Origin of the sequence: Actinomadura sp. 6N118 (assembly GCF_044326415.1) — a bacterium.
GTDB lineage: Bacteria > Actinomycetota > Actinomycetes > Streptosporangiales > Streptosporangiaceae > Spirillospora.
Genome location: NZ_JBIRAZ010000004.1, coordinates 357,030 through 377,644 on the forward strand (window position 1 = coordinate 357,030; position 20,615 = coordinate 377,644).

Sequence of the window (20,615 nt, forward strand, 5' to 3'; positions counted from 1 at the left end):
GCCGTCCAGCGGTCGCCCCAGGCCATGAGCGCGAGCAGCATGGGCACGTGCTCACGACCACGTTCGGTGAGCACGTACTCGTCGCGCGGCGGGCGTTCGCTGTAGGGGCGGCGGGCGAGGATCCAGGCGATCGAGCAGGGGCGTGGATCACGCTCGTACGCGGCGGGCGAGCGTGGGCATGAGGCGGAGGGCGTTGCCCTGGTAGATGGCGTCGCGCATGCGGTCGTTCAGCACCGGGTCGCGTTCGATGCCGCGTGTGGTGTGCCTGACGTCATCCGCCGTCGTCTGCGCCCAGTCGGTGCCGTAGAGAAGCTGCCCGGCACCGGCGGCGGCCAGCAGGGTGGGCGTCGCGTACGGCGACGGCGGCGCGGCCGTGTCGTAGTAGAACCGGCGGACCGCCCGGCGGAAGGCGGCCGGGCTGGGACCGCGTCCCGTTCTGCCAGCGTGCTCGATCCGGCCGCCGATGTACGGGAGGAAGCCGCCGGCGTGAGAGAGGATCACCGAGATCCGGGGATACCGGTCCATCGTCCCGGAGGCGGCCAGGTTGAAGGCGGCCCTGGTCGTGTCCAGCATGAAGTCGGCGATCCAGTCCTCCATTCCCGGGACCTCGATGTGCTCCCCGGGAAGCGAGAAGGGATGGGTGAAGATCACGGCCTGCCGCCGGTTGAGCTCTTCGAAGAGCGGGTCGAACGCCTTGTCCCCGAGGTAACGGGTCCCGTCGTTGGTCATCAGCAGCACGCCGTCGGCCTTGAGCACATCGAGCGCGTACGCGGCCTCCTGCAGTGCGACGTCGATGTGGAGCAGCGGAAGGTAGGCGAAGAAGCCGAACTTCGTGGGGTGCTTGCGGACGAGGTTCGCCAGGTCCTCGTTGATGATCCGCGTCCCGGACACCGCCACGGCCCGGTCGCGGAACGCCATGGACGGGACCGGCGCCGACGCGACACCCATCGCGATCTGGTTGCGCTCCATCGTCTCGAGCGTCTCGGACAGGCTCCACTGCCCCCACCGCGGCCCGCCCTCCGGGGGCAGCAGGCCCTGCTCGACCGCCCACTTGCGCATCTCCTTCGGAACGGCGTGGTGGTGGGTGTCGATCCGGAAAGGGCGGTTTCCGGCGGCCCCAGCGGTCCCGGCGGCCGCGGCGGACGAACCGAGCCCGACCGCAGCCGTGGTGACAGCGGCCGCCTGAAGGGCCTGCCGCCTGCTCATGTGGCGCATCGCATCTCCCATGCTTGAACATCTCCCCTACGTTGAAGCCGCCCAATTTGGGAGCATACAAGAATGTCTCACATGAGACTATATCGGATGCCTCTAAGATGGAGCCGTGCAACCACCGGAGACGCCGTCGGTCCTGGGCGACCCGCGCGGCGACGACCTCGCGCTGGGATTTCTGCTGGCGACAGCGCACTTCAACTCGCGCCAGAAGCTGAACGACCGCCTGCAGCCGTTCGGCATCGAGGTCCGTCACCTCGGCGTGCTGTCGGCACTGGACCTGCACGGGCCGACCAGCCAGCGCCACCTGAGCGAGCTCCTCGACCTGGACAAGTCGGCGATGGTCCGGATCATGGACGAGCTCGAACGGTTCGGGCTGGCCACCCGCCGCCGGGCCGCCCACGACCGCCGCGCGTACGCGATCGAGCTCACCGGCGAGGGCCGCGCGCGCCTGCACTTCGCGCAGGCCGAAGCCGCGGTGGTGGGCGAGGAGATCTTCGGGTGGCTCCGGCCTGCCGACCGCGAGCGACTGGTCGGGCTGCTGGAGGAACTCGTGACGCGGATGGACCGTCCAACGGAGATCAAACCCGGAGGATCTTGATCCTCGGCGAGACCCACGGCGTCCCGCTCACCGGCCAGGTGACGGCGGGTCAGGCGCGGCGGGCGGTGACCTCGATCTCGATGCGCATCCTCGGGTCGGCCAGACCGCAGGAGATCATGGTCGCGGCGGGCCGCGCGGTGCCGAAGGCCTTGCGCAGGGCCGGCCAGCACGGCTCGAAGTCCGCCGGGTCGGGCAGCATGTAGCGGACCCGGACGACGTCGTCGAACGTGGCGCCGGCCTCGGTGAGCGCCGCCTCGATGTTCGCGAGGCACTGCTCGGCCTGGGCGACGACGTCGTCCTGGATGGTCATCGTGGCGTAGTCGAATCCGGTGGTCCCGGAGACGTGCACCCACTCGCCGTCCACCACCGCCCGCGCGTAGCCGATCTGCTCTTCGAACGTGGACCCGGACAGGATCGATCTGCGGTTCTGCATGATCGGGACTCTAGGAAAACGCCAGGTCATACGTCCAATACGCCATATGGGGCCTTGTGATATCTCTGACCATATGATGCTGCCCGCGCCGGAACTCGAACTGCGCCAGCTGCGTGCGTTCCTCGTGGTGGCTGAGACGCGGCATTTCGGGCGGGCCGCCGAGCGGCTGGGCATTTCGCAGCCACCGCTCAGCCAGCAGATCCGCCGTTTGGAGGACCGGGTCGGCCATCCGCTGTTCGAACGGCACGCGCGCGGGGTGACCCTCACCCCAGCAGGCCGAGAGCTGCTTCCAGCCGCGCGGGCCGCGCTCGACCAGGTCTCATCCGGGTTAGACGCGGCCCGCAGGGCCGGCCTCGGTCAGACGGGGCTTCTCCGGGTGGGGTTCGCGGCCTCGCTCGCGTTCACCCTGCTGCCCAAGGTGATCGGCGCGTACCGTGCGCGGTTCCCCGGTGTGCGGCTCGACCTCCGTGAGCTGACGAGCACGCCGCAGGTGGAGGCGCTGCGGACGGGGAACCTCGACGCCGGGTTCGTGCGCGAGGCGCCGTCCGAGCCGGACCTCGCCTCCGTGCCCGTGCTCCATGAACGTCTCGTGGCCGTCCTGCCTCGCACTCATCCGCTCGCCGCGGAACGGGAAGTGCCGGTCGCCGCACTGGCCGAGGAGCCGTTCGTGCTCTTTCCGCCTGCCGAGGGGCCCGCGTTCCACGCGAGGATCCTGCGCGTCTGCACGGACGCGGGCTTCACACCGCACATCGCCCAGCAGGCCGTGGAATGGCAGACCCTGGTCGCCTTCGTCGAAGCGGGCCTCGGCGTCACGATCGCGCCTGCGGGAGTGGCCCGTATCCGGCTGCGGGGCGTCGCGTTCCGCCGCCTCTCCCCCGATCCGGATCCCTGCGTCGTGGCCCTCTGCCGGCCGGCCGGAGAGCCGGGCCCACTGCTCAGCGCGTTCGTGGCAGCCGTGGTCAGCTCAGCAGGCCCGCCTGGTGGGCGAGGGCGGCGGCCTGCACACGGCTGATGAGTATACGGCTGACGTGCATCCGGGCGGCCAGCGTCACCCCTTGCTGTTATTGGAGGGCGGTGAACGGTGGGTGCCCGGGCTCCTGGAGGCAGTGGTAGATCTGCAGGGTGTAGCCGCGGCCTACGGTCACCATCGTGGGACAGTCTTCGCTTGCGTGTAGGTCTTCGAGTGGACGCCAGCTGCCGCTCTCTCCGTCCCATTCGCTGCTGTCGATGGTGAGGAGGGCCTCCACGGGTGCACCGCAGCGGCACCGCAACTCGTCGGGCTCGGCAGGGCCGCGGAAACTCCACGGGGCGGGCCAGCCACCGACCTTCCAGCCGGGAGCCCCCGAGAGGGCGCCCCTGTACCGGGGCTGTTCCGTGTCATCGGAGAAGATGAGCTCTCGTTCGCGGGCGATGACGCGTTGCGCGAGATCCTCGTCCAGCTCGTGGATCGGCGGATACTCCGCCACCTGCTCGGGGTGCAGGACGCATGGAGCCGGTACGTAGTCGGCGAGGCCGACGTAGGCGGGCTCGGGCGGGTCTGACAGGACTTCCTTCACATGGCTGGACTGCCGCCATCGCAAGTGCACTGCTGAGGAAAGCTCGAGGAGTTCGTCGAACGGGCACCAGAGGACTTGCAGCATGTCCGTGCCCCCGGGACAGGGCAGGTCGGGCACGTCTCGTGCGTACAACTGTGCCAGCGGGATGAGCGGCAGGGGCTCGGGTGGCAGCAGGGCCGCGTCGTGTCCGGCGTTGATGCGATCCACGATCGCCTGCTCGTCCGGCGTCAGTAGGTTGGTCCGGGGCGGCCTGGGTCGCGCCCACGCCTCGGCGAGAATGCGGCGGCGCGTCCGGACGTCCTCCAGCGTCGTCAGCCTGTGCACGTCGTGGCCGTCGGCGCAGGTCGGCCACGGCTCGTCGGCAGGCCACAACAACGGCCCGCCCACCGAGCTGTCGTGCACCGTTGGGTCGCCGGGACGCGGGTGGAGGCGAGTGGCGGTCCTGGTCGTACCGGCCAGCTCTGGAAAGAGCGAGACCACGTCCAGCGGGCGCGGGGGCGTCGTGAGTGTCATGCCTTCCCTCAAGATCGATTGTCCGTATCCAAGCACGTCTCACGAGGTCAGGTGATCCAGGAGGGCGGCGGCGGCCGGGTTCGTCGGCTGGGGAGTGCGGCCCACGAGGACCGTTGTACGGGCGGGTTCGGGCTGGCGGATCGTGAGGCAGGGAAGTCCGGCCCGCTCCCCCACCAGGCGCGGAACGATCGCGATCCCGATGCCGGCCCTCACAAGCTCGACCAGGAGCCTGATCTGGGTGACCTCGCAGGTGATGTGCCGATCCAGACCGCAGCTCGCGGCCAGCCGGCGTACGGCCACCTCCAGGCCGGTCCCCGCGCGGAAGTCGACGAAGTGTTCGTCGGTCAGGTCAGAGAAGAGCGCACGACCGTCACCGGCAAGCCTGTGGCCGGGCGGCGTGACCAGGACGAGCTCCTCCTCCCAGGCGCCGAACGCGGTCAGCCCATCCGGAACGGTCGGGCCCGCTGCGGCGAGGTAGGCCAGATCCAGCTCGCGCGCAAGGAGGCGATCGACCAGCTCGCCGACCGGCGCCTCGTGCACGGAGATCTGGACGCCCGGCCACTTGAGGTGGAACGCGGCGAGCTCCGCGGCCAGATCGACCCTGGTCAGGGTCTGGAATGTGCCGATCGCGACACGCCCCGTTTCCAAGCCGGTGACCGCCGCCACCGCCTCGCGTGCCGCCGTCGCGTCGGCCAGGAGCGCACGCGCCGCCGGGAGGAAGGCCTCCCCGGCGGGTGTGAGCACTGGCCGCCGCCCGGTGCGGTCGAAGAGATCCGCGCCGAGATCCTGCTCCAGCTTCCGGATCGACGTGCTCAGCGCCGACTGAACGATCAGCTCCGCGCGCGCCGCCGCCGTGAAGCTGCCGTGCGTCGCGACCGCCACGAAGTGGCGAAGTTGCCGCATCTCCATCCATCTACGTTAGCGATGGCTGGTAGCAAAATGATGTGTTGGACCGATGGCCCGGGCGAGGGCGAGGCTGGATTCATGAACCGCGTGCCCATCCTGTGGTCCGCCGCGTACGGACCCAACCGATCACCTGTGACCCGCTACCTGGCGAGGCGGGCCCTCAAGGTGAAGGCCTTCGCCCGAGATCTTGCCCGTGCGGATCACTACCCGTTCACCAGCTACTAGTCACGCGTACACGGCCACCGAGTTGGAGCAGTTGGAGTAGTCGCCCCTCACCATGCACACGTACATGTAGTACTTGGCGCCCTCGCGAAGGTTGCCCGAGGCGTAATCGTCGTAGCGGGCACTGTGCCCACGGGTGGAGGCGATCCGCTGCGGGCTCGTGGTCAGGTGCGTTTCGACGCCGTAGCCGTCGGCCTGTGTGTCGCTCGCCACGAGCGTGTCCCCCGGATAGGAGCCGCTGGGGTCCTTCAACCATAGGCCGGCACCCACGATGGTGCTGCCGTTGTAGGGATAGATGTTGTACCCGTTGTTCGTCGGGTCGTAGTTGAAGGTGAAGTTGGGAGCGGCGGAAGCGGCGGGAGCACCGGCCAGCAGTGCTCCGGCAGCGAAAATGAACCCTGCCGAGCCTGCCGCCAGTCGCGTTTTCATGCGTCTCATACCGGCCATCTTCATCTAGATGCGCACGACCGGCTTCGAACAGCAAACAAGATTGAGGGTTTCCTAACAACTATCTGCGGGCGGGACGCCAGGTAAGCGATGGCCGCTGAACACTTCGGCTGGCGTCGAAGCGACTCCGCCCTACGTTCGGGGCATGGAGATCCGAGCCCACGCCGACATAACGGCCGTGCTGTCCGATGACCGCTACGCCGTTCCCCCGGTCCCGGGCCACGCCGCACGCGGCACGCTGCAATGGCTGCGCCAGAACGTGTGCCGCTTCAGTGAGGGCGAAGACCACGACCGCCGCCTGGCCATCGTGACCAAAGAACTGGCGCAGATGGACCCCGCAGCCCTGCGCCAAGGAGCCTATGAACGCGCCACAACCATCCTGAAGACCTCCCCGCAAGACCCCGTCGCCGCCGTAGCCCGCCCCGTCCCCACCGCCGTGCTGGGACGTGCCCTAGGAGTGACCGACCTGGACGCCCTGATCAAGGCCGTCCCGATCGCAGCGGCCGTCTACTTGACAGGCACAGACCAGCCCCAGACGGCCGACAGAGCCGTCTCCACCCTCGTCGACCTCCTCTCCCCCGGCTCCGACGAGGAGAGCGCCAACCGCCTGGCGATCCTCATGCAGTCCTGCGAGGCGACCGCCACCCTGATCACCAAGGCAGCCACCCGCACCTTCGTGGACAGCGAGTCGATCATCACGGACACCCTGCGCTTCGACCCGCCTGTCCCCGCCCTCCGCCGCCTCGATCCCAACGGCACCCTGGTGACCTTGGACATCAAGACCGCCAACCTCGAGGGCTTCCCGCACCTGACCTTCGGCGCAGGCAGGCGCCCATGCCCCGGCGCCGATCACGCCGTCCAGTTGGCCGCCGGCGTCCTCGATGCCCTTCGCGCGGAGGGGATCCACTAATGGACTTCCATGCCCTGCACCATGGTGACGAGCCGTTGCTGTTGCCGAACGCCTGGGACTTCGCCAGCGGTGCCCTCATGGCCGGGGCTGGCTTCCCCGCCATCGGCACGACGAGCCTCGGGGTGGCGGGCGTGGCCGGGAAGCCCGACGCCTCGGGCGACACGAAAGACGAAACCATCGTGCTCGCACGGCGGCTGGCTCGGCTGCCGGTCCCGGTCACGGTGGACATCGAAGGCGGATACTCCGAGCGGCCGGACGAGGTAGGTGCACTGGTCAGCGAGCTGGTCTCGTTTGGCATCGCCGGCGTCAATCTCGAAGACGGTTACGCCGACGGGACACTGAGGCCGATCAACCAGCAAATCGCGATGATCGAGGCCGTCAAGGCGGCTGCGCCGGAGGTCTTCCTCAACGCTCGGACGGACCTGTTCTGGCTCGGGAAGGGAACCCTGGACGAGACGCTCGAACGGGCCAACGCGTACGCCGATGCGGGCGCGGACGGCATCTTCGTACCGGGTGCCGCCGAGGACGACGACGTGCGCGCGTTGGTTGAGGGACTCCCCCTACCTCTGAACGTCCTGCACATGCCAGGCCGCACCGACTTCGTCCGGCTGGCCGAGTTGGGCGTTAAGCGGGTCAGTTGCGGCTCGTTGCTCTATCGCGCGGCCCTCCAGACCGCCATCAACACCGCCTTCGGCGTTGCGGGAAAGCCAGCCGACCACCCGGTCCCGTCTTACGCCGACGTCCAGTCACTCCTTGAGGAGGGGGCGTAGGTCTTCTAGCTTGTCGAAGAGGTGCCAGATGTAGGCGGACGAGCCGTTCTCACGGTGCGGGTGCAGGTCCGCTAGCGCCGGGTCGTTGCGGTAGGAGTCGAAGGCCTCCTTGGACTCCCATTCGACGAGGATCAGCACCTGGCGTGGCTCTACTTCGCCGGTGACGGACTCACGGAATTTGCCTAGCGCCACTACCCGGCCGCCGTGCGCGGCTACCTCGCGGGCGGAACGGCGGGAGTAGGCGAGGTACTCGTCGCGGTCGGCGACGTCGAAGAGGTTGAGCGCGTATACCGGGGCCATTCACGCAATTTAACGGTTCAGTGGCCGGTGATGGTGTCGGCTGCGTGGGCCAGGAGTGAGGTGCGGGACGAGCCTGAGGCCGACTCGCGGGCGTCGGCAGCGCGGTAGAGGGCGTACATCGCCTGGACGCCGAGCCACCGGAGCGGCTCGGGCTCCCAGCGGCGGACGCGCCAGTTCACCCAGGGCAGCGCGGTGAGGTCGGTGTCCTCGCGCAGGACGAGATCGCGGAGGGTGCGTCCGGCGAGGTTGGCGGTCGCCACGCCGTGGCCGGTGTAGCCGCCGGCGTGGCCGAGGCCGGACTCGTGGTCCACCACGACGGTCGAGCACCAGTCACGCGGGACTCCGAGAACACCTGACCAGGCGTGGGCGACCTCGCCCTTGTCTGCGACGGCCGGGAACATCTCCGTGAGCATCCGCCACAGGAGGTCGATGGTCTGCGGCTGGGTACGGCCCCCGTCGTCGATCCGCGACCCGAAGCGATAGGGCTTCCCCCGGCCGCCGAACGCGATGCGATCGTCGGCGGTGCGCTGGGCGTACATGTAGTAGTGGGCCATGTCGCCGAGGAGCTCGCCGTTCTCCCAGCCGATGCGCGCCCAGACGTCCGCGGGCAGCGGCGTGGTCACGATCATCGAGCTGTTCATGGGCAGCCAGTCGCGGTGGTGCCCGGGCAGGGCGGCGGTGAAGCCCTCGGTGGCGCGGATGACATGGTCGGCGGTGACGGTGCCGTAGGGCGTGGTCGCGGCCGGGGGGACATGGGCGGTGCGGGGGCGGATCCTGATCACCGGGGTGCGCTCGAAGATCTCCACGCCCAGATCACGGACCGCCTTGGCCAGTCCGCGGGCCAGCGCCGCGGGCTGGACGCGGGCGCAGTGCGGGCTCCAGACGGCGCCGACCGCGCCCTCGATCTCGATGCGGTCGCCGGGTCCCGTCACGACGAGGTCCTCTTCGGTCCAGCCCCACTCGCGGGCGTTCCGCACCAGGCCGGTGAGGCGGGCACGCTGCGCCTCGTTGCGGGCGACGGTCAGGACGCCGCCCTTCACCACGTCCGCGTCGATGCCCTCCTTGGCCGCGACCCGGACGACCTCGTCCACGGTGTCGAACATGGCGCGCTGCAGAGCCACCGTCGCGGCCTGGCCGTGCCGCCGGGCGTACCCCTCGCGGGATCCGGCGAGCTCGCCCACCACCCAGCCGCCGTTGCGGCCGGACGCGCCGAATCCGGCGAACTCCTTTTCCAGAACGACGATGCGCAGATCCGGCCGCGCGCGCTTGAGGTAGTACGCGGTCCAGAGGCCGGTGTAGCCGGCGCCCACGATGCAGACGTCGCAGGCGCGCGCGCCCGACAGGTGTGAGCCTGGCTTGGGCACGCCTCCGTCCCGGAACCAGTACGAGACCTCGCCGTTGACGTGGTCGTCGGAACGCGGCGCGGGCGGCAGAGTCGAACCCATGCCCACATCCTGGCGTAATCACCCTCCAAAGGCATCACGTAGCACTGAATCAGTCGTCATGCATCGATGGAATGGCGTGATCCGTGCCAGCTGACGCGTTCGGCCTGGTAGTGCCCGGGGTCGCCGTTCGGGCGCATGCCCAGCCGTTCGGCCAGCTCGGCCGAGGATCCGTTGGCCGCGTCGATCTCGGCGGTGACCCGGCGCAGCTGGAGTACGTCGAACGCGTAGTCCAGCACCGCGCGCGACGCCTCCTCCGCGAGACCCTGCCCCCACCAGTCGGGTTCGAGGCTGTAGACGATCTCGACATCGGCGCCATGGCCGCGCAGCCCGGCGACCCCGACGAGCGAGCCCGCAGGCGGCACCCCGTCGATCGCGTCGCCGCGGGCGGCCGCCCGGAGCGCCCACAGCCCGTAGCCCTCGGTGGCGAAATCCCGCTGGCTGACCGCGATGATCTCGGTGACCTCCAGGGCCGAGAGCGTCTTGTCGTCGAAGAGGTACCGGCGTACGAGCGGGCCGGTCCAGTGCGCCAGCAGCGCCCTGTGATCGCTCATGCTGACCGGGTGCAGCGCCAGCCGGTCGGTGCGCAGCACGTCATCGCCAAAGATCACGCCGTCGCTCATGCCCACGCCGTCACTCATGCCCACGCTCTCTCCACTCGGGGGCCGGTCCGGGTTCCTTCCAGACCGGGGCGGGCTCGCCCTCCGGCACGCCCGCCCGGAACACACGCAACTGCAGCGCCAGTGCCGCGTAGTAACCGACCAGGGTGACCAGCTCGACGAGGGCGGAACGGCCCAGGGTGGCGACCGCCTCGGTGTAGAGCGCGTCGCCGAGGTCACGTTCGGCGGCGAGCTGCCGGGCCGCCTCGTACACCACCCGCTCGCGCACGTCGCCCAGCATCGGCGCGCGGCCCTCGCGCAGGGCGTCGAGCTCCTCCTCCGTCAGGCCGGCCCGGCGGCCGACCCGCTCGTGCGCGTACCACTCGAAGTCCGAGCGCCAGTGCTCGGCCACCACCAGCGTCGCGATCTCACGTTCCCGTTTGGTGAACGAGGTCTGGAAGCGCAGCGCCGCGCCGAGCTCCTGCAGCGGGCCGCCGACCGCGGGGCTGTAGAGCATGGCGTTGAACGGGCCGAGGAGACGGCCGTCGTCGTCCACGAACCGGAAGACCGGTGCCCGCCCGCTCCGCGGACCGCCGCGCACGGCGTCGTAGACCTCGCGTTGTTCGTCGCTCAGCATTCCCGGCGGCAGGAGCGGCAGCCGGGCGGGACGGCCGGTGGTCACGGGTTGCTCGTTGACGTCCTCACCACTCAGCGGGTCGATCACTTACGGCACGGTATGCGCTCGGGGGACGCGCCTCAACCCCGTCCCGAAAGGTGAAACCGTCAGCTCATGATGACGTAGCCATTCCGTAACAGCGATGGGCGAACGCGAGTGATGTACGCACCACCGCACCATCTGCCAGATAACACGCTGCCAGATGACACACACCTCTCATCCGCGCTGCGTTCATGGCCGGTCCATCCCGGCGGGACTGGGAGGATGGCCCGGTGACCGGCATCTATGACGACCCGTGGGCCTATGAGCTGGCCTGCTCGTTCCGTAACGTGCCCGCCGAGGTGGACGTCCTCCTGTCCTGGTGTGCCGAGCATTCGGGCACGCCGGCCGGGACCGCGCTCGAACTGGCCGCCGGACCGGCCGAGCACGCCCGCGAGCTCGCCCGGCGCGGGATCCGGGCGACCGCGCTGGACCTCAACCCGGCGATGTGCGCGTACGCCGCCGAGCAGGCCAAGCTCGCCGGCCTGGAGGTCGAGGTGGTGCAGGCGGACATGACCGCCTTCGATCTCGGCCGCCGGTTCGGCCTGGTCATCACCATGCTCGACTCCACGTCCCACCTGATGACGCTCGACGCGTTCACAGCGCATCTCGACCGTGCCGCCGCGCACCTCGCCGACGGCGGGCTCTACGTCGTGGAGATGTCGCACCCGAAGGACCGGCTCACCGACGAGCCCAGCGTGGGAACGGCCTGGACGGTGGATCGCGACGGCGTGCACGCCACCGTCCGCTGGGGTGAGCCGTCCGACCGGCTCGATCCCGTCACGCAGATCGCCGACGACCATGTCACGATGACGATCGCCGAAGGCGACCGCGCGCCGCGGGTGATCCGCGACGTCGTGCCCTACCGGTTCTGGACGGCGACGGAGCTCACCGCCGCGATCCGCCTGTCCGGCACGCTGGAGGTGGTGGCTCAGTACGGGGACTTCGGGGAGGTCGGACTCGCTGATCCGGAGGCCTGGCGGATGATCACTGTTCTCCGGCGTGCGGAGCCGTCCTAGGATCTCCTCCATGGAGGTCATTGCGCGCGACGGCACGTGGACGTTCGACGGTGAGGTGCTCCGGATCGTCCCTGGCCGGGACCGGGGCGTGCACAAACTTCGCAAGGCGCTCGGCGAGCTCGTCGTACCGCTGGAGGCGGTGGCAGGCGTGGCGTTCGAGCCGGGCCGCAAGGGCGGGCGGCTGCGGCTGAGGCTGCGCGCCGCCTCAGATCCATTCAGCCAGGCCGTCGCGGGCGGCCTCTCCGATTCCGCCGCCGATCCGTACCGGCTGTCGGTGGACGGCGGGCGCACGGGCGTGGCCGAGTATTTCGTCGACGAGGTGCGCAACGCGATGCTCCTCGAACAGGTGCCGGACGGGCCGTGCGACCGTTACCTCATGCCCGGGCCGCCGGTGCCGGTGAGCGCCTCGGCGGGTGACGGGACGGCCTCGTTCGACGGCGAGCGCGTCCGTCTCGAGTTCAACTGGATGGCGAACTCGAAGAAGGAGGAGGCGGGCCCGCAGCTGTTCGAGCTCGCCGAGATCGCGGGCGTGGAGTGGGCGCCACAGTCCGGGATGGGGTACGGCTGCCTCCGCTTCCGGCTCAAGAAGGGCGACTCCAGGCTCACGGCCGAGGAAGACCCCCAGTGCCTCGCCTGGGGCATCCAGAAGGAGGGCGGCCTGACCGCACTGGTGGCGGCCGCCGTCGTGGCGCACCTGCCGCATCCGGCCGCACCACCGATCGAGATTGAGGCGCCGAGCCCGGAGCCCGCGCAGGCTGAGACTCCGGGCGAGGATCACGACACTTTGCTGCGGCGCCTCCGCGAACTCGGCGCACTCCACAAGGAGGGCATCCTGAACGACGAGGAGTTCGCCACGGCCAAGCAGGCGCTGCTCCGCCGGTTCTGAGACCGGCACGGCGTCAGAACCAGCACAGCGTCAAGACCAGCACAGCGTCAAGACCGGCACAACGTCAAGACCGGCGGGGCGTCACGGCGTCGGTGCCCAGCCGGGCATCGGATAAGCCGCGAGCAACTCGCGCACCTGGTCGGCGATCCGTGCCAGCACGGCCTCGTCGTCCTTGGCGGTGGCCTGCACCACATCGTCGATCCAGGCGGCCACCTGCGGCATCTGCTGCTCGGTCAGGCCGCGGGTGGTGATCGAGCTGGTGCCCAGGCGCAGGCCGGACGGGTCGAACGGCTTGCGCGGGTCGAACGGCACCGCGTTGTAGTTGAGCTCGATCCCGGCGCGGTCGAGGGCCTGTGCGGCGGGCTTGCCGGCGACCCCCTTGTTGGTCAGGTCGATGAGGATCAGGTGGTTGTCGGTGCCGCCGGACACCAGGTCGTAGCCGCGTTCGAGCAGCGCGTCGGCGAGGGCGCGGGCGTTCGCCACGATCTGGCGGGCGTAACCGGCGAAGTCCGGCTGCGCGGCCTCCTTGAGCGCGACCGCGATCGCGGCGGTGGTGTGGTCGTGCGGGCCGCCCTGGAGACCGGGGAAGACCGCCTTGTCGATGGCCTTGGCGTGCTCCGCCGTGGACATGAGCATCGCGCCGCGCGGGCCGCGCAGCGTCTTGTGCGTGGTGGTGGAGATGACCTCGGCGTGCCCGGCCGGCGACGGGTGCGCGCCGCCGGCGATCAACCCGGCGATGTGCGCGATGTCGGCGGCGAGCACGGCGCCCGCCTCCCGCGCGATCTCGGCGAACGCGGGGAAGTCGATGGTGCGCGGGATCGCGGTGCCGCCGCACCAGATCAGCTTCGGCCGCTCCTTCAGCGCCAGGTCGCGGACCTGGTCCATGTCGACGCGGCCCGTGTCGGCGCGCACGTCGTAGCGCACGGGCGTGAACCACTTGCCGGTGGCCGACACCGACCAGCCGTGCGTGAGGTGGCCGCCCATCGGCAGCGACAGGCCCATCACCTTGTCACCCGGGTCCAGGAACGCCATGTAGACCGCGAGATTGGCGGGCGAGCCCGAGTACGGCTGCACGTTGGCGTGCTCGACGCCGAAGAGGGCCTTCGCGCGCTCGATCGCGAGGAGCTCGATCGGGTCGACGTTCTGCTGGCCCTCGTAGTAGCGGCGGCCCGCGTAGCCCTCGGAGTACTTGTTGGTGAGGACCGAGCCGGTGGCCTCCAGGACCGCGGGAGAGACGTAGTTCTCGGAGGCGATGAGGCGGATCTTCTCGTACTGGCGGCGGGCCTCCGCCTCGACCAGCCCGGCGATGTCGGGATCCTGGTCGTGCAGATGGGGAATGGCCGGCTGATGCATGACAACCTCCGCGCTGATCACACCCGGGGCTCGTGACGGGAACCCCCGGCTGAGGGACCCGTACACCCAGGCGCGCGGTGTGCGGACGGTCTTCGCTCCCCGGTGGTGGCTCCACCTTGACTGCGCCAGTCGCGTGGCCGCAAGCATAGCTCAGCTCGGATTGACGGAATTCCGTAAATCCGTAATCTGGAGTCATGAGGACTTTCGCCTTGCACGTGAGCCGCTTCAAGACGCTGATCATCTTCATCGGTGCCGTCCTCGCCCTGTCGACGTACCTGCATGGCAACCGTTGGGTGCTGCTGGCGGCACTGTTCATGATCGTCGCGGGGTTCGCACTGATGCTGGTGCACCCGGCCCGGCTCGCCCCGCAATGCTTCGCCGGCAGGCCGCTGAACGCCCCGGCCGCCGACGACGCTCATGCCGACGGCGCGCCGCGCTCCATTCAGGCGCCGGTACGAGGCAGCTGGGTCCCCGTGCACAGCCCGGCCGACAAGGTGCCCAGCCACGGCGTGGACGCGTATGGCCAGACCTACGCCATTGACCTCGTCCATCACACGGACGAGGAGGACGACTGGTCCGGTGTGCACGCCTGGCCTCCGGCGCGGCGGGCCGGGACCTTCTCCGGCTTCGGACAGCCGATCTTCGCGCCGGCCGACGGTGAGGTCGTCCGGGTGGCCGGCTGGCACCGCGACCATTGGAGCCGCAACTCGTGGATCGCGCTGCCGTTCATGATGGTCGAGGCCATGGTGCGCGAGCTGGGTGGTCCCGGCTTCATTATCGGCAACCACGTGATCCTCGACCTGGGCGACGGCACGTACGCGGCGTTCGCCCACCTCAAGCGCGGCTCGATCAAGGTCAAGCCCGGTCAGCGCGTCCGGGTCGGCGAGCACATCGCCGACTGCGGCAATTCGGGCAACACCTCCGAGCCGCACCTGCACTTCCAGCTGATGGACCGGCCCCGGCCTATGATCGCCAACGGCGTGCCCTTCGCCTTCGAGCGCTACGAGGTCGACGGCGAGGAGCAGCGTGGCGTCCCGGGCGGCCACCGCCCGTTCACCGTGCCCACCACCGATCACGCCCCGGCACCTTGACGATGCCGCAATAAGAAAGTGATTAAACTTCAATGAATCCGTGAGGATCGGGCCCGGGCATGTCACCGGTGCCACTAGGGTCCCTGGATGACCAAAACCGGACAACCCGCCTCACCTATTCCGGGAGCCGTGCCACCGGGGCCCGCGTCGGTGGGTGCCGAGTCAGCGGGTGGCGTGTCACCGGGTGCTGTGCCACGGGGTGCCGCGTCAGCGGGTGCCGGGCGGCTCGGCTGGCTGGACGCGCTGCGCGGCCTCGCCGCGCTCACCGTGGCCTTCCATCACGGCACGGCTCGGTTCATGCCGTCCTTCCACAAGGACGTGCTCGCGTGGTTCGACCCCGGGTTGGCCGGTGTTCTGGTCTTCTTCCTGGTCAGCGGTTACATCATCCCCGCCTCGCTGGAGCGCACCGGCTCGCTTCGCCGGTTCTGGATCAGCCGGGCCTTCCGGATCTATCCGCTGCTCCTGGTGGCGCTGGGCGCGGTCCTGATGCTGGAGGCGGCCTCGCTCGACGTGCTCCCCGGCGGTCTCGTCGACGCGTACGACCCGATCGCCCTGGTGACGTCCCATCTGACGATGTTGCAGGATCTCCTCGCGGTGCCCAGCGCGCTCAAGGTGATGTGGACGTTGTCGTACGAGATGGTGTTCTACCTGCTGGCCGTCGCGTTCTTCACGGCCGGGCTCCACCGGCGGTCGAGCAGCATCGCGCTGGCCCTGACCGTCGCGGCCCTGCTCCTCGCGGGCGTGCTCCCCAGCATGGCGCTGGCCACCGGCGCCGGAGTCACCCCGGTCGTGCTCGGCACCGGCATCACCGTCGTCACCGCCATCGGCCTCGCCTGCTCGCGCAGCCCGGGGATGCGCCGGGCGGGCGCGTTCCTGGGCGCGGCGGTGGCCGCCGGGCTCCTGCTGTTCAACGCCCGCATCCCGGCCTGGGAAGGGTTGATCATCCTCGCGGTCATGTTCACCGGCACCGCGCTGCACCGGGCGGAACAGGGCCAGATCCGGTGGCGCTCGGCCGTCCTCACGGCCGCCGCGGTGATCGGGGCCGCCTGCGTGCTCGGCATGACGCGGCTGGCCGCCTGGAACCCGGAGACCACCGACTGGGCCGTCCGGCGCGCCTGGATCTCCGCCGTGCTGGTGGCGGCGCTCGTCTTCGCGATCGGGTACGCGCTCCGCCACCGCTCCATGCCGCGGATCCTGACCTGGCTGGGAGTGATCAGTTACTCGGTCTACCTGCTGCACCCGGTGGTGCTGGTGGTCCTGGAGGAGATCGTAGGGCGGTCCCCCGCCGACCGCCCGCTCCTCATGATCGCGTTCGTCGCCGCGCTGCTCCCGCTCTCGCATCTCACCCAGCGCCTCGTGGAGGCCCCCGCCCAGCGCCTGGGCCGCCGTCTGGCCCGCCGCGCCGAGCCCTCCGCCGCGCCGCCCAGGCCGCCCGTCCCCCGGGAGGCACCCGAGCCCGTCCTGGCCTCCGCCGGCCCCTGACCCCGCCGACGACGGACCCGGCAACGACAGACCCGGCAACGACAAAGGGCCCGGCTCTCCCGATCGGAGAGCCGGGCCCTGTCGTATCTGTGCATCCTGTGCGTCGCACCCTGTGCGTCTGCGCCCAGCGTGTGGGCCGCGTCAGCGTGTGGTCCGCGCCAGCGTGTGCGCCGTGTGCGCCGTGTCCGTGCGTCCGCCGGTCTCGGGCCGGCGGCAGGCCTCAGACGCGGGCAGCGGCCTCCATGGCGGCCTTGACGGCGGCGCGCTTCTGGCGCAGCTTGGCCAGGGCCTCCTCAAGGATGGCCTCGCCGTCCTCGTCGCTGCGACGCTCCTTCACGTACGCCAGGTGCGTCTTGTAGGGCTCCGTCTTCGGCGGAGCGGGGGGATTGTTGGAATCCTGGCCCGCCGGGAACCCGCAGCGCGGGCAATCCCACGTGTCGGGCACCGCGACGTCCGTCGCGAAGCTGGGGCGGGTCTCGTGCCGGTTGGCGCAGTAGAAGGTCACCCAGACACGGGGGGCTGCATCCCCGCGCTCGGCCTCTCCCATCGGCCCTGCCCCGACACGGCTGCCCCGAATCGCGTTGCCACTACCCACGGACTACTCCTCGCTCAAAGTTCCGCTGCCGCCCGCCTGCCTGACCCCAGGGCGGAGCGGCGATCGTTCGTGTGTCGCCTGCCTGCCTGCTCGGCTCAGGCGCCCTTGCTCTTGAACAACAGCCCGAGGACGATGATCGAGGCGAACCAGATCACGCCCGTGCCGATCGTCAGCCGGTCGAGGTTGCGCTCCACCACCGACGAGCCACCCAGCGAGGACGACACGCCGCCGCCGAACATGTCGGACAGGCCGCCGCCCTTGCCCTTGTGCATCAGGACGAGGACCACCATCAGCAGGCTCGTGAGGATGAGCACGATGGACGTTGCGAGAATCACTGCAGTTGCGCCTCTTCTGGCCACCCCCGCTGACGCGGGGCTTGTCGTATTCAAGGACGGAGGAACGAGCCGGGCGGTTTACCCGTCAGCTACGAAGGGTACGACGAACTCTTCGCTGGTTCGTCAAGAACCCCCATGTCGTCGCCGAATTGATCAGAATTGATCAGACGGGCAGGTCCCGGTACCGGCAGATCTTGACGAACTCACCCGGGTCGAGGCTGGCACCTCCGACCAGTGCCCCGTCCACATCGGGCTGGGCCATGATCCCGGCGATGTTGGCGCCCTTCACCGACCCTCCATACAGGATACGTACGGAATCGGCGATCTCGCCGTCATACAGCTCGGCGAGCCGCGCCCGGATCGCGCCGCAGACCTCCTGGGCGTCCTGCGGGGTGGCGACCTCGCCGGTGCCGATGGCCCAGACGGGCTCGTACGCGATCACGATCGTCCTGGCCTGGTCGGCGGGGATCTTCTCCAGCCCGCCGTCGACCTGGGCCAGGGTGTGGGCGACCTGCTCGCCCGCCTTGCGGACGTCCAGGCCCTCGCCGACGCACATGATCGGCGTCAGTTCATTGGCGAAGGCGGCCTTCACCTTGGCGTTGACCTCCGCCTCGTCCTCGGCGTGGTACTGGCGGCGCTCGGAGTGCCCGATCACCACGTACGAGCAGCCCAGCTTGGCCAGCATCGCGCCGGAGATCTCACCGGTGTACGCGCCGGACGCGTGCTGGGAGATGTCCTGCGACCCGTACTTGATCTGGAGCCGGTCGGCGTCCACCAGCGTCTGCACCGAGCGGATGTCGGTGAACGGCGGCAGCACGACCACGTCGACGGCCTCGTGGTCGGCCTCCTTGAGACCGAACGCGAGCTTCTGCACCAGCGCGATCGCCTCGAGGTGGTTGCGGTTCATCTTCCAGTTGCCGGCCATCACCGGCTTGCGGGAAGGAGCCTTGGGAGCCATGGTTCAGTCCTCCAGAACCTGCAGGCCGGGCAGCGTCTTGCCTTCGAGGTATTCGAGGCTGGCACCGCCGCCGGTGGAGATGTGGGAGAAGGCGCTCTCGTCGAAGCCGAGGGTCCGCACGGCCGCGGCGGAGTCGCCGCCGCCGACGACGGTGAAAGCGCCGGAGTCGATCAGGCCCTGCGCGACGGCGCGGGTGCCGTGGGAGTAGGGCTCCATCTCGAAGACGCCCATCGGGCCGTTCCAGAACACCGTCCTGGTCCCGGCGAGACGGGACGCGAAGAGCTTGCCGGACTCGGGGCCGATGTCGAGGCCGATCCGGTCCGCCGGGATGGCGTCGGCAGCCACCACGCCGTGGTCGGCGTCGGCGGCGAAGGCCGTCGCGGCGACGATGTCGACCGGCAGCACGAACTCCACGCCCGACTCCTCCGCCCGGCGCAGGTAGTCGCGGACGGTGTCGAGCTGGTCCTCTTCGAGAAGGCTGTTGCCGACCTCGTGCCCCTGGGCCTTGAGGAACGTGAAGACCATGCCGCCGCCGATGAGGATGCGGTCGGCCTTGCCCAGGAGGTTGTCGATCACGCCGAGCTTGTCGGAGACCTTGGAGCCGCCGAGCGCCACCGCGTACGGGCGTTCGACCTCCTCGGTGAGCTTCTTCAGGACCGCGACCTCGGTGGCGATCAGGCCGCCGGCCGCGTGCGGGAGCCGCTGGGGGACGTCGTAGACGCTGGCGTGCTTGCGGTGCACCGCGCCGAAACCGTCGCCCACGTACACCTCGGCGAGGGCGGCGAGCCGGTCGGCGAACTCGCCCCGCTCGGCGTCGTCCTTGCTGGTCTCCCCCGCCTCGAAGCGGAGGTTTTCCAGCAGCGCCACCTGGCCGTCGCCGAGGCCGCTCACCGCAGCCTGGGCGGAATCGCCGACGACGTCGCCCGCGAACGTGACGTCGGCCCCGAGCAACTCCCCCAACCGCCCGGCAACGGGCGCGAGCGAGAACTCAGGCTTCACGTCGCCCTTGGGACGGCCGAGATGGGCGCAGACGATGACCTTGGCGCCCTTCTCCCGCAGCGCCGTGATCGTCGGCACGCTGGCCCGGATCCGGCCGTCGTCGGTGATCTTCCCGTCCTGCAGGGGAACGTTGAGGTCCGTGCGGACCAGCACCCGCTTCCCGGCGACGTCGAGATCGTCAATCGTGCGCATCGAAACGCGTGTCCTTCCGGAAGACGACGCCGCCGTGATCACGTGCGAACGTGATCACGGCGGAACGGGCCGATTAGAGGCTGCTGCCGACGAGCTTGACGAGGTCGACGAGGCGGTTGGAGTAGCCCCACTCGTTGTCGTACCAGCCGACGACCTTCACCTGGTTTCCGATGACCTTGGTCAGGCCGGAGTCGAAGATGCAGGAGGCCGGGTCGGTGACGATGTCGGAGGACACGATCGGGTCCTCGGTGTAGGTCAGGTAGCCCTTCAGCGGCCCCTCGGCGGCGGCCTTGAACGCGGCGTTGACCTCGTCCACCGTGACGTCCTGGCCGAGCGTGGCGGTCAGGTCGGTGGCCGAGCCCGTCGGCACCGGGACGCGCAGCGCGTAACCGTCGAGCTTGCCGTTGAGCTCGGGCAGCACGAGGCCGATGGCCTTGGCGGCGCCGGTCGAGGTCGGCACCACGTTCAGCGCCGCCGCACGGGCACGCCGCAGGTCCTTGTGCGGGGCGTCCTGGAGGTTCTGGTCCTGGGTGTACGCGTGGATCGTCGTCATCAGGCCCTTTTCGATGACGAAGTTGTCATGCAGCACCTTGGCCAGCGGGGCCAGGCAGTTGGTGGTGCAGGACGCGTTGGAGATCACCGTGTGGGCCGCCGGGTCGTACTTGTCCTCGTTGGCGCCCAGGACGAGGGTGATGTCCTCGTTCTTGGCCGGCGCGGAGATGATGACCTTCTTGGCGCCGTTGTCGGCGTGCACCTTGGCCTTCTTGCCGTCGGTGAAGAAGCCCGTCGACTCGACCACGATGTCGATGTCCAGGTCACCCCACTTGAGGTTGGCCGGGTCACGCTCCTCGAAGGCCTTGATCGCCTTGCCGCCCACGATGATCTCGTCGGCGGTGGCGGTGACCTCCTCGGGGAAACGTCCGAGGATGCTGTCGTACTTGAGCAGCGTGGCGAGGGTCTGGTTGTCGGTCAGGTCGTTGACCGCCACGATCTCGACGTCGGCCCCGCTCGCCTTGACCGCGCGGAAGAAGTTACGGCCGATGCGGCCGAACCCGTTGATGCCTACTCGGATGGTCACGGAA

24 protein-coding genes, 1 pseudogene and 1 riboswitch are annotated in these 20,615 nt (G+C 69.6%); of the genes and pseudogenes, 9 read left to right on the top strand and 16 right to left on the bottom strand.

Going from position 1 to position 20,615, the window contains the following annotated elements; all coding sequences use genetic code 11:
* Window positions 1-11 precede the first annotated feature (11 nt).
* Together ACH34W_RS12440 and ACH34W_RS12445 are read right to left on the bottom strand one after the other, a co-directional pair.
* Window positions 12-131, bottom strand: a pseudogene (locus tag ACH34W_RS12440) (winged helix-turn-helix transcriptional regulator); the annotation flags it as partial.
* Window positions 132-147: 16 nt separating this feature from the next.
* A complete protein-coding gene (locus ACH34W_RS12445) occupies window positions 148-1,206 on the bottom strand; it encodes an amidohydrolase family protein (RefSeq protein WP_395960951.1) in 1,059 nt (352 codons plus the stop codon).
* Between the two features lie 115 nt (window positions 1,207-1,321).
* On the opposite strand from ACH34W_RS12445, the gene ACH34W_RS12450 reads away from it, so the two are divergent.
* Complete coding sequence (locus tag ACH34W_RS12450) at window positions 1,322-1,810, top strand: MarR family winged helix-turn-helix transcriptional regulator (protein WP_395960952.1); 489 nt, start codon at window positions 1,322-1,324, stop codon at window positions 1,808-1,810.
* 49 nt (window positions 1,811-1,859) lie between these two features.
* Here the strand turns inward: ACH34W_RS12450 and ACH34W_RS12455 are convergent, their stop codons facing one another.
* Entirely contained in the window at window positions 1,860-2,243 is a 384-nt protein-coding gene (locus ACH34W_RS12455; RefSeq protein ID WP_395960953.1) for a RidA family protein, read from the bottom strand.
* 73 nt (window positions 2,244-2,316) lie between these two features.
* On the opposite strand from ACH34W_RS12455, the gene ACH34W_RS12460 reads away from it, so the two are divergent.
* Complete coding sequence (locus tag ACH34W_RS12460; RefSeq protein WP_395960954.1) at window positions 2,317-3,255, top strand: LysR family transcriptional regulator; 939 nt, start codon at window positions 2,317-2,319, stop codon at window positions 3,253-3,255.
* A gap of 49 nt (window positions 3,256-3,304) precedes the next feature.
* Here the strand turns inward: ACH34W_RS12460 and ACH34W_RS12465 are convergent, their stop codons facing one another.
* A complete protein-coding gene (locus tag ACH34W_RS12465) occupies window positions 3,305-4,312 on the bottom strand; it encodes a hypothetical protein (RefSeq protein WP_395960955.1) in 1,008 nt (335 codons plus the stop codon).
* 39 nt (window positions 4,313-4,351) lie between these two features.
* The gene (locus ACH34W_RS12470; protein ID WP_395960956.1) at window positions 4,352-5,221 is read right to left on the bottom strand and encodes a LysR family transcriptional regulator; all 870 of its coding nucleotides are present in this window, start codon (window positions 5,219-5,221) and stop codon (window positions 4,352-4,354) included.
* Window positions 5,222-5,296: 75 nt separating this feature from the next.
* Here ACH34W_RS12470 and ACH34W_RS12475 point away from each other — a divergent pair, with 75 nt between their 5' ends.
* Window positions 5,297-5,443, top strand: coding sequence for a hypothetical protein (locus ACH34W_RS12475; RefSeq protein ID WP_395960957.1), 147 nt, complete (start codon window positions 5,297-5,299; stop codon window positions 5,441-5,443).
* On the opposite strand, the gene ACH34W_RS12480 is transcribed toward ACH34W_RS12475, so the two are convergent.
* Window positions 5,444-5,869, bottom strand: a complete 426-nt coding sequence (locus tag ACH34W_RS12480) for a hypothetical protein (protein WP_395960958.1) — start codon at window positions 5,867-5,869, stop codon at window positions 5,444-5,446.
* Between the two features lie 163 nt (window positions 5,870-6,032).
* On the opposite strand from ACH34W_RS12480, the gene ACH34W_RS12485 reads away from it, so the two are divergent.
* Both ACH34W_RS12485 and ACH34W_RS12490 read left to right on the top strand, forming a co-directional pair.
* The gene (locus ACH34W_RS12485) at window positions 6,033-6,797 is read left to right on the top strand and encodes a hypothetical protein (protein ID WP_395960959.1); all 765 of its coding nucleotides are present in this window, start codon (window positions 6,033-6,035) and stop codon (window positions 6,795-6,797) included.
* Window positions 6,797-7,567, top strand: a complete 771-nt coding sequence (locus ACH34W_RS12490) for an isocitrate lyase/phosphoenolpyruvate mutase family protein (protein ID WP_395960960.1) — start codon at window positions 6,797-6,799, stop codon at window positions 7,565-7,567. The genes ACH34W_RS12485 and ACH34W_RS12490 overlap by 1 nt, the downstream gene beginning before the upstream one ends.
* On the opposite strand, the gene ACH34W_RS12495 is transcribed toward ACH34W_RS12490, so the two are convergent.
* From ACH34W_RS12495 to ACH34W_RS12510, 4 genes are read right to left on the bottom strand one after another with little or no spacing between them, the layout of a single operon-like run.
* Complete coding sequence (locus tag ACH34W_RS12495) at window positions 7,544-7,867, bottom strand: DUF1330 domain-containing protein (RefSeq protein ID WP_395960961.1); 324 nt, start codon at window positions 7,865-7,867, stop codon at window positions 7,544-7,546. The genes ACH34W_RS12490 and ACH34W_RS12495 overlap by 24 nt on opposite strands.
* Window positions 7,868-7,884: 17 nt before the next feature.
* Window positions 7,885-9,312, bottom strand: a complete 1,428-nt coding sequence (locus tag ACH34W_RS12500) for an NAD(P)/FAD-dependent oxidoreductase (protein WP_395960962.1) — start codon at window positions 9,310-9,312, stop codon at window positions 7,885-7,887.
* 56 nt (window positions 9,313-9,368) lie between these two features.
* Entirely contained in the window at window positions 9,369-9,950 is a 582-nt protein-coding gene (locus tag ACH34W_RS12505; RefSeq protein WP_395960963.1) for a GNAT family N-acetyltransferase, read from the bottom strand.
* Window positions 9,943-10,632, bottom strand: a complete 690-nt coding sequence (locus ACH34W_RS12510; RefSeq protein WP_395960964.1) for a carboxymuconolactone decarboxylase family protein — start codon at window positions 10,630-10,632, stop codon at window positions 9,943-9,945. The genes ACH34W_RS12505 and ACH34W_RS12510 overlap by 8 nt, the downstream gene beginning before the upstream one ends.
* A 224-nt stretch (window positions 10,633-10,856) precedes the next feature.
* Here ACH34W_RS12510 and ACH34W_RS12515 point away from each other — a divergent pair, with 224 nt between their 5' ends.
* Both ACH34W_RS12515 and ACH34W_RS12520 read left to right on the top strand, forming a co-directional pair.
* Window positions 10,857-11,642 carry a class I SAM-dependent methyltransferase gene (locus ACH34W_RS12515; protein WP_395960965.1) on the top strand — a complete coding sequence of 262 codons (786 nt, stop codon included), beginning with the start codon at window positions 10,857-10,859 and terminating at the stop codon, window positions 11,640-11,642.
* Between the two features lie 10 nt (window positions 11,643-11,652).
* A complete protein-coding gene (locus ACH34W_RS12520) occupies window positions 11,653-12,528 on the top strand; it encodes a DUF4429 domain-containing protein (RefSeq protein WP_395960966.1) in 876 nt (291 codons plus the stop codon).
* An 81-nt stretch (window positions 12,529-12,609) separates the two neighbouring features.
* On the opposite strand, the gene glyA is transcribed toward ACH34W_RS12520, so the two are convergent.
* Entirely contained in the window at window positions 12,610-13,881 is a 1,272-nt protein-coding gene (gene glyA / locus ACH34W_RS12525; protein WP_395960967.1) for a serine hydroxymethyltransferase, read from the bottom strand.
* 57 nt (window positions 13,882-13,938) lie between these two features.
* A riboswitch (ZMP/ZTP riboswitch) is annotated at window positions 13,939-14,024 on the bottom strand.
* Between the two features lie 51 nt (window positions 14,025-14,075).
* On the opposite strand from glyA, the gene ACH34W_RS12530 reads away from it, so the two are divergent.
* A complete protein-coding gene (locus tag ACH34W_RS12530) occupies window positions 14,076-14,972 on the top strand; it encodes a M23 family metallopeptidase (RefSeq protein ID WP_395960968.1) in 897 nt (298 codons plus the stop codon).
* A 189-nt stretch (window positions 14,973-15,161) separates the two neighbouring features.
* Complete coding sequence (locus tag ACH34W_RS12535) at window positions 15,162-16,454, top strand: acyltransferase family protein (protein WP_395960969.1); 1,293 nt, start codon at window positions 15,162-15,164, stop codon at window positions 16,452-16,454.
* A gap of 220 nt (window positions 16,455-16,674) precedes the next feature.
* Here ACH34W_RS12535 and ACH34W_RS12540 read toward each other — a convergent pair whose 3' ends face one another.
* The 5 genes from ACH34W_RS12540 to gap all read right to left on the bottom strand — a co-directional run bounded on the left by ACH34W_RS12540 (window position 16,675) and on the right by gap (window position 20,611).
* Window positions 16,675-17,049, bottom strand: coding sequence for an RNA polymerase-binding protein RbpA (locus ACH34W_RS12540; RefSeq protein ID WP_395960970.1), 375 nt, complete (start codon window positions 17,047-17,049; stop codon window positions 16,675-16,677).
* Window positions 17,050-17,144: 95 nt separating this feature from the next.
* Window positions 17,145-17,384: a preprotein translocase subunit SecG gene (secG, locus tag ACH34W_RS12545; RefSeq protein WP_151560601.1), complete on the bottom strand. Its 240-nt coding sequence runs from the start codon at window positions 17,382-17,384 to the stop codon at window positions 17,145-17,147.
* A gap of 163 nt (window positions 17,385-17,547) precedes the next feature.
* On the bottom strand, window positions 17,548-18,342 hold the full coding sequence (gene tpiA / locus ACH34W_RS12550; RefSeq protein WP_395960971.1) for a triose-phosphate isomerase: 795 nt from the start codon (window positions 18,340-18,342) through the stop codon (window positions 17,548-17,550).
* Between the two features lie 3 nt (window positions 18,343-18,345).
* Window positions 18,346-19,533, bottom strand: coding sequence for a phosphoglycerate kinase (locus tag ACH34W_RS12555; RefSeq protein ID WP_395960972.1), 1,188 nt, complete (start codon window positions 19,531-19,533; stop codon window positions 18,346-18,348).
* Window positions 19,534-19,606: 73 nt separating this feature from the next.
* A complete protein-coding gene (gene gap, locus ACH34W_RS12560; protein WP_395960973.1) occupies window positions 19,607-20,611 on the bottom strand; it encodes a type I glyceraldehyde-3-phosphate dehydrogenase in 1,005 nt (334 codons plus the stop codon).
* Between the last annotated feature and the right edge of the window lie 4 nt (window positions 20,612-20,615).

Coding starts and splice junctions, on each gene's coding strand:
- ACH34W_RS12445 (WP_395960951.1), bottom strand. CDS start 1,206: ATGAGCAGGCGGCAGGCCCTTCAGGCGGCCGCTGTCACCACGGCTGCG.
- ACH34W_RS12455 (WP_395960953.1), bottom strand. CDS start 2,243: ATGCAGAACCGCAGATCGATCCTGTCCGGGTCCACGTTCGAAGAGCAG.
- ACH34W_RS12460 (WP_395960954.1), top strand. CDS start 2,317: ATGATGCTGCCCGCGCCGGAACTCGAACTGCGCCAGCTGCGTGCGTTC.
- ACH34W_RS12465 (WP_395960955.1), bottom strand. CDS start 4,312: ATGACACTCACGACGCCCCCGCGCCCGCTGGACGTGGTCTCGCTCTTT.
- ACH34W_RS12470 (WP_395960956.1), bottom strand. CDS start 5,221: ATGGAGATGCGGCAACTTCGCCACTTCGTGGCGGTCGCGACGCACGGC.
- ACH34W_RS12475 (WP_395960957.1), top strand. CDS start 5,297: ATGAACCGCGTGCCCATCCTGTGGTCCGCCGCGTACGGACCCAACCGA.
- ACH34W_RS12480 (WP_395960958.1), bottom strand. CDS start 5,869: ATGAAAACGCGACTGGCGGCAGGCTCGGCAGGGTTCATTTTCGCTGCC.
- ACH34W_RS12485 (WP_395960959.1), top strand. CDS start 6,033: ATGGAGATCCGAGCCCACGCCGACATAACGGCCGTGCTGTCCGATGAC.
- ACH34W_RS12490 (WP_395960960.1), top strand. CDS start 6,797: ATGGACTTCCATGCCCTGCACCATGGTGACGAGCCGTTGCTGTTGCCG.
- ACH34W_RS12495 (WP_395960961.1), bottom strand. CDS start 7,867: ATGGCCCCGGTATACGCGCTCAACCTCTTCGACGTCGCCGACCGCGAC.
- ACH34W_RS12500 (WP_395960962.1), bottom strand. CDS start 9,312: ATGGGTTCGACTCTGCCGCCCGCGCCGCGTTCCGACGACCACGTCAAC.
- ACH34W_RS12505 (WP_395960963.1), bottom strand. CDS start 9,950: ATGAGTGACGGCGTGGGCATGAGCGACGGCGTGATCTTTGGCGATGAC.
- ACH34W_RS12520 (WP_395960966.1), top strand. CDS start 11,653: ATGGAGGTCATTGCGCGCGACGGCACGTGGACGTTCGACGGTGAGGTG.
- glyA (WP_395960967.1), bottom strand. CDS start 13,881: ATGCATCAGCCGGCCATTCCCCATCTGCACGACCAGGATCCCGACATC.
- ACH34W_RS12530 (WP_395960968.1), top strand. CDS start 14,076: ATGAGGACTTTCGCCTTGCACGTGAGCCGCTTCAAGACGCTGATCATC.
- tpiA (WP_395960971.1), bottom strand. CDS start 18,342: ATGGCTCCCAAGGCTCCTTCCCGCAAGCCGGTGATGGCCGGCAACTGG.
- ACH34W_RS12555 (WP_395960972.1), bottom strand. CDS start 19,533: ATGCGCACGATTGACGATCTCGACGTCGCCGGGAAGCGGGTGCTGGTC.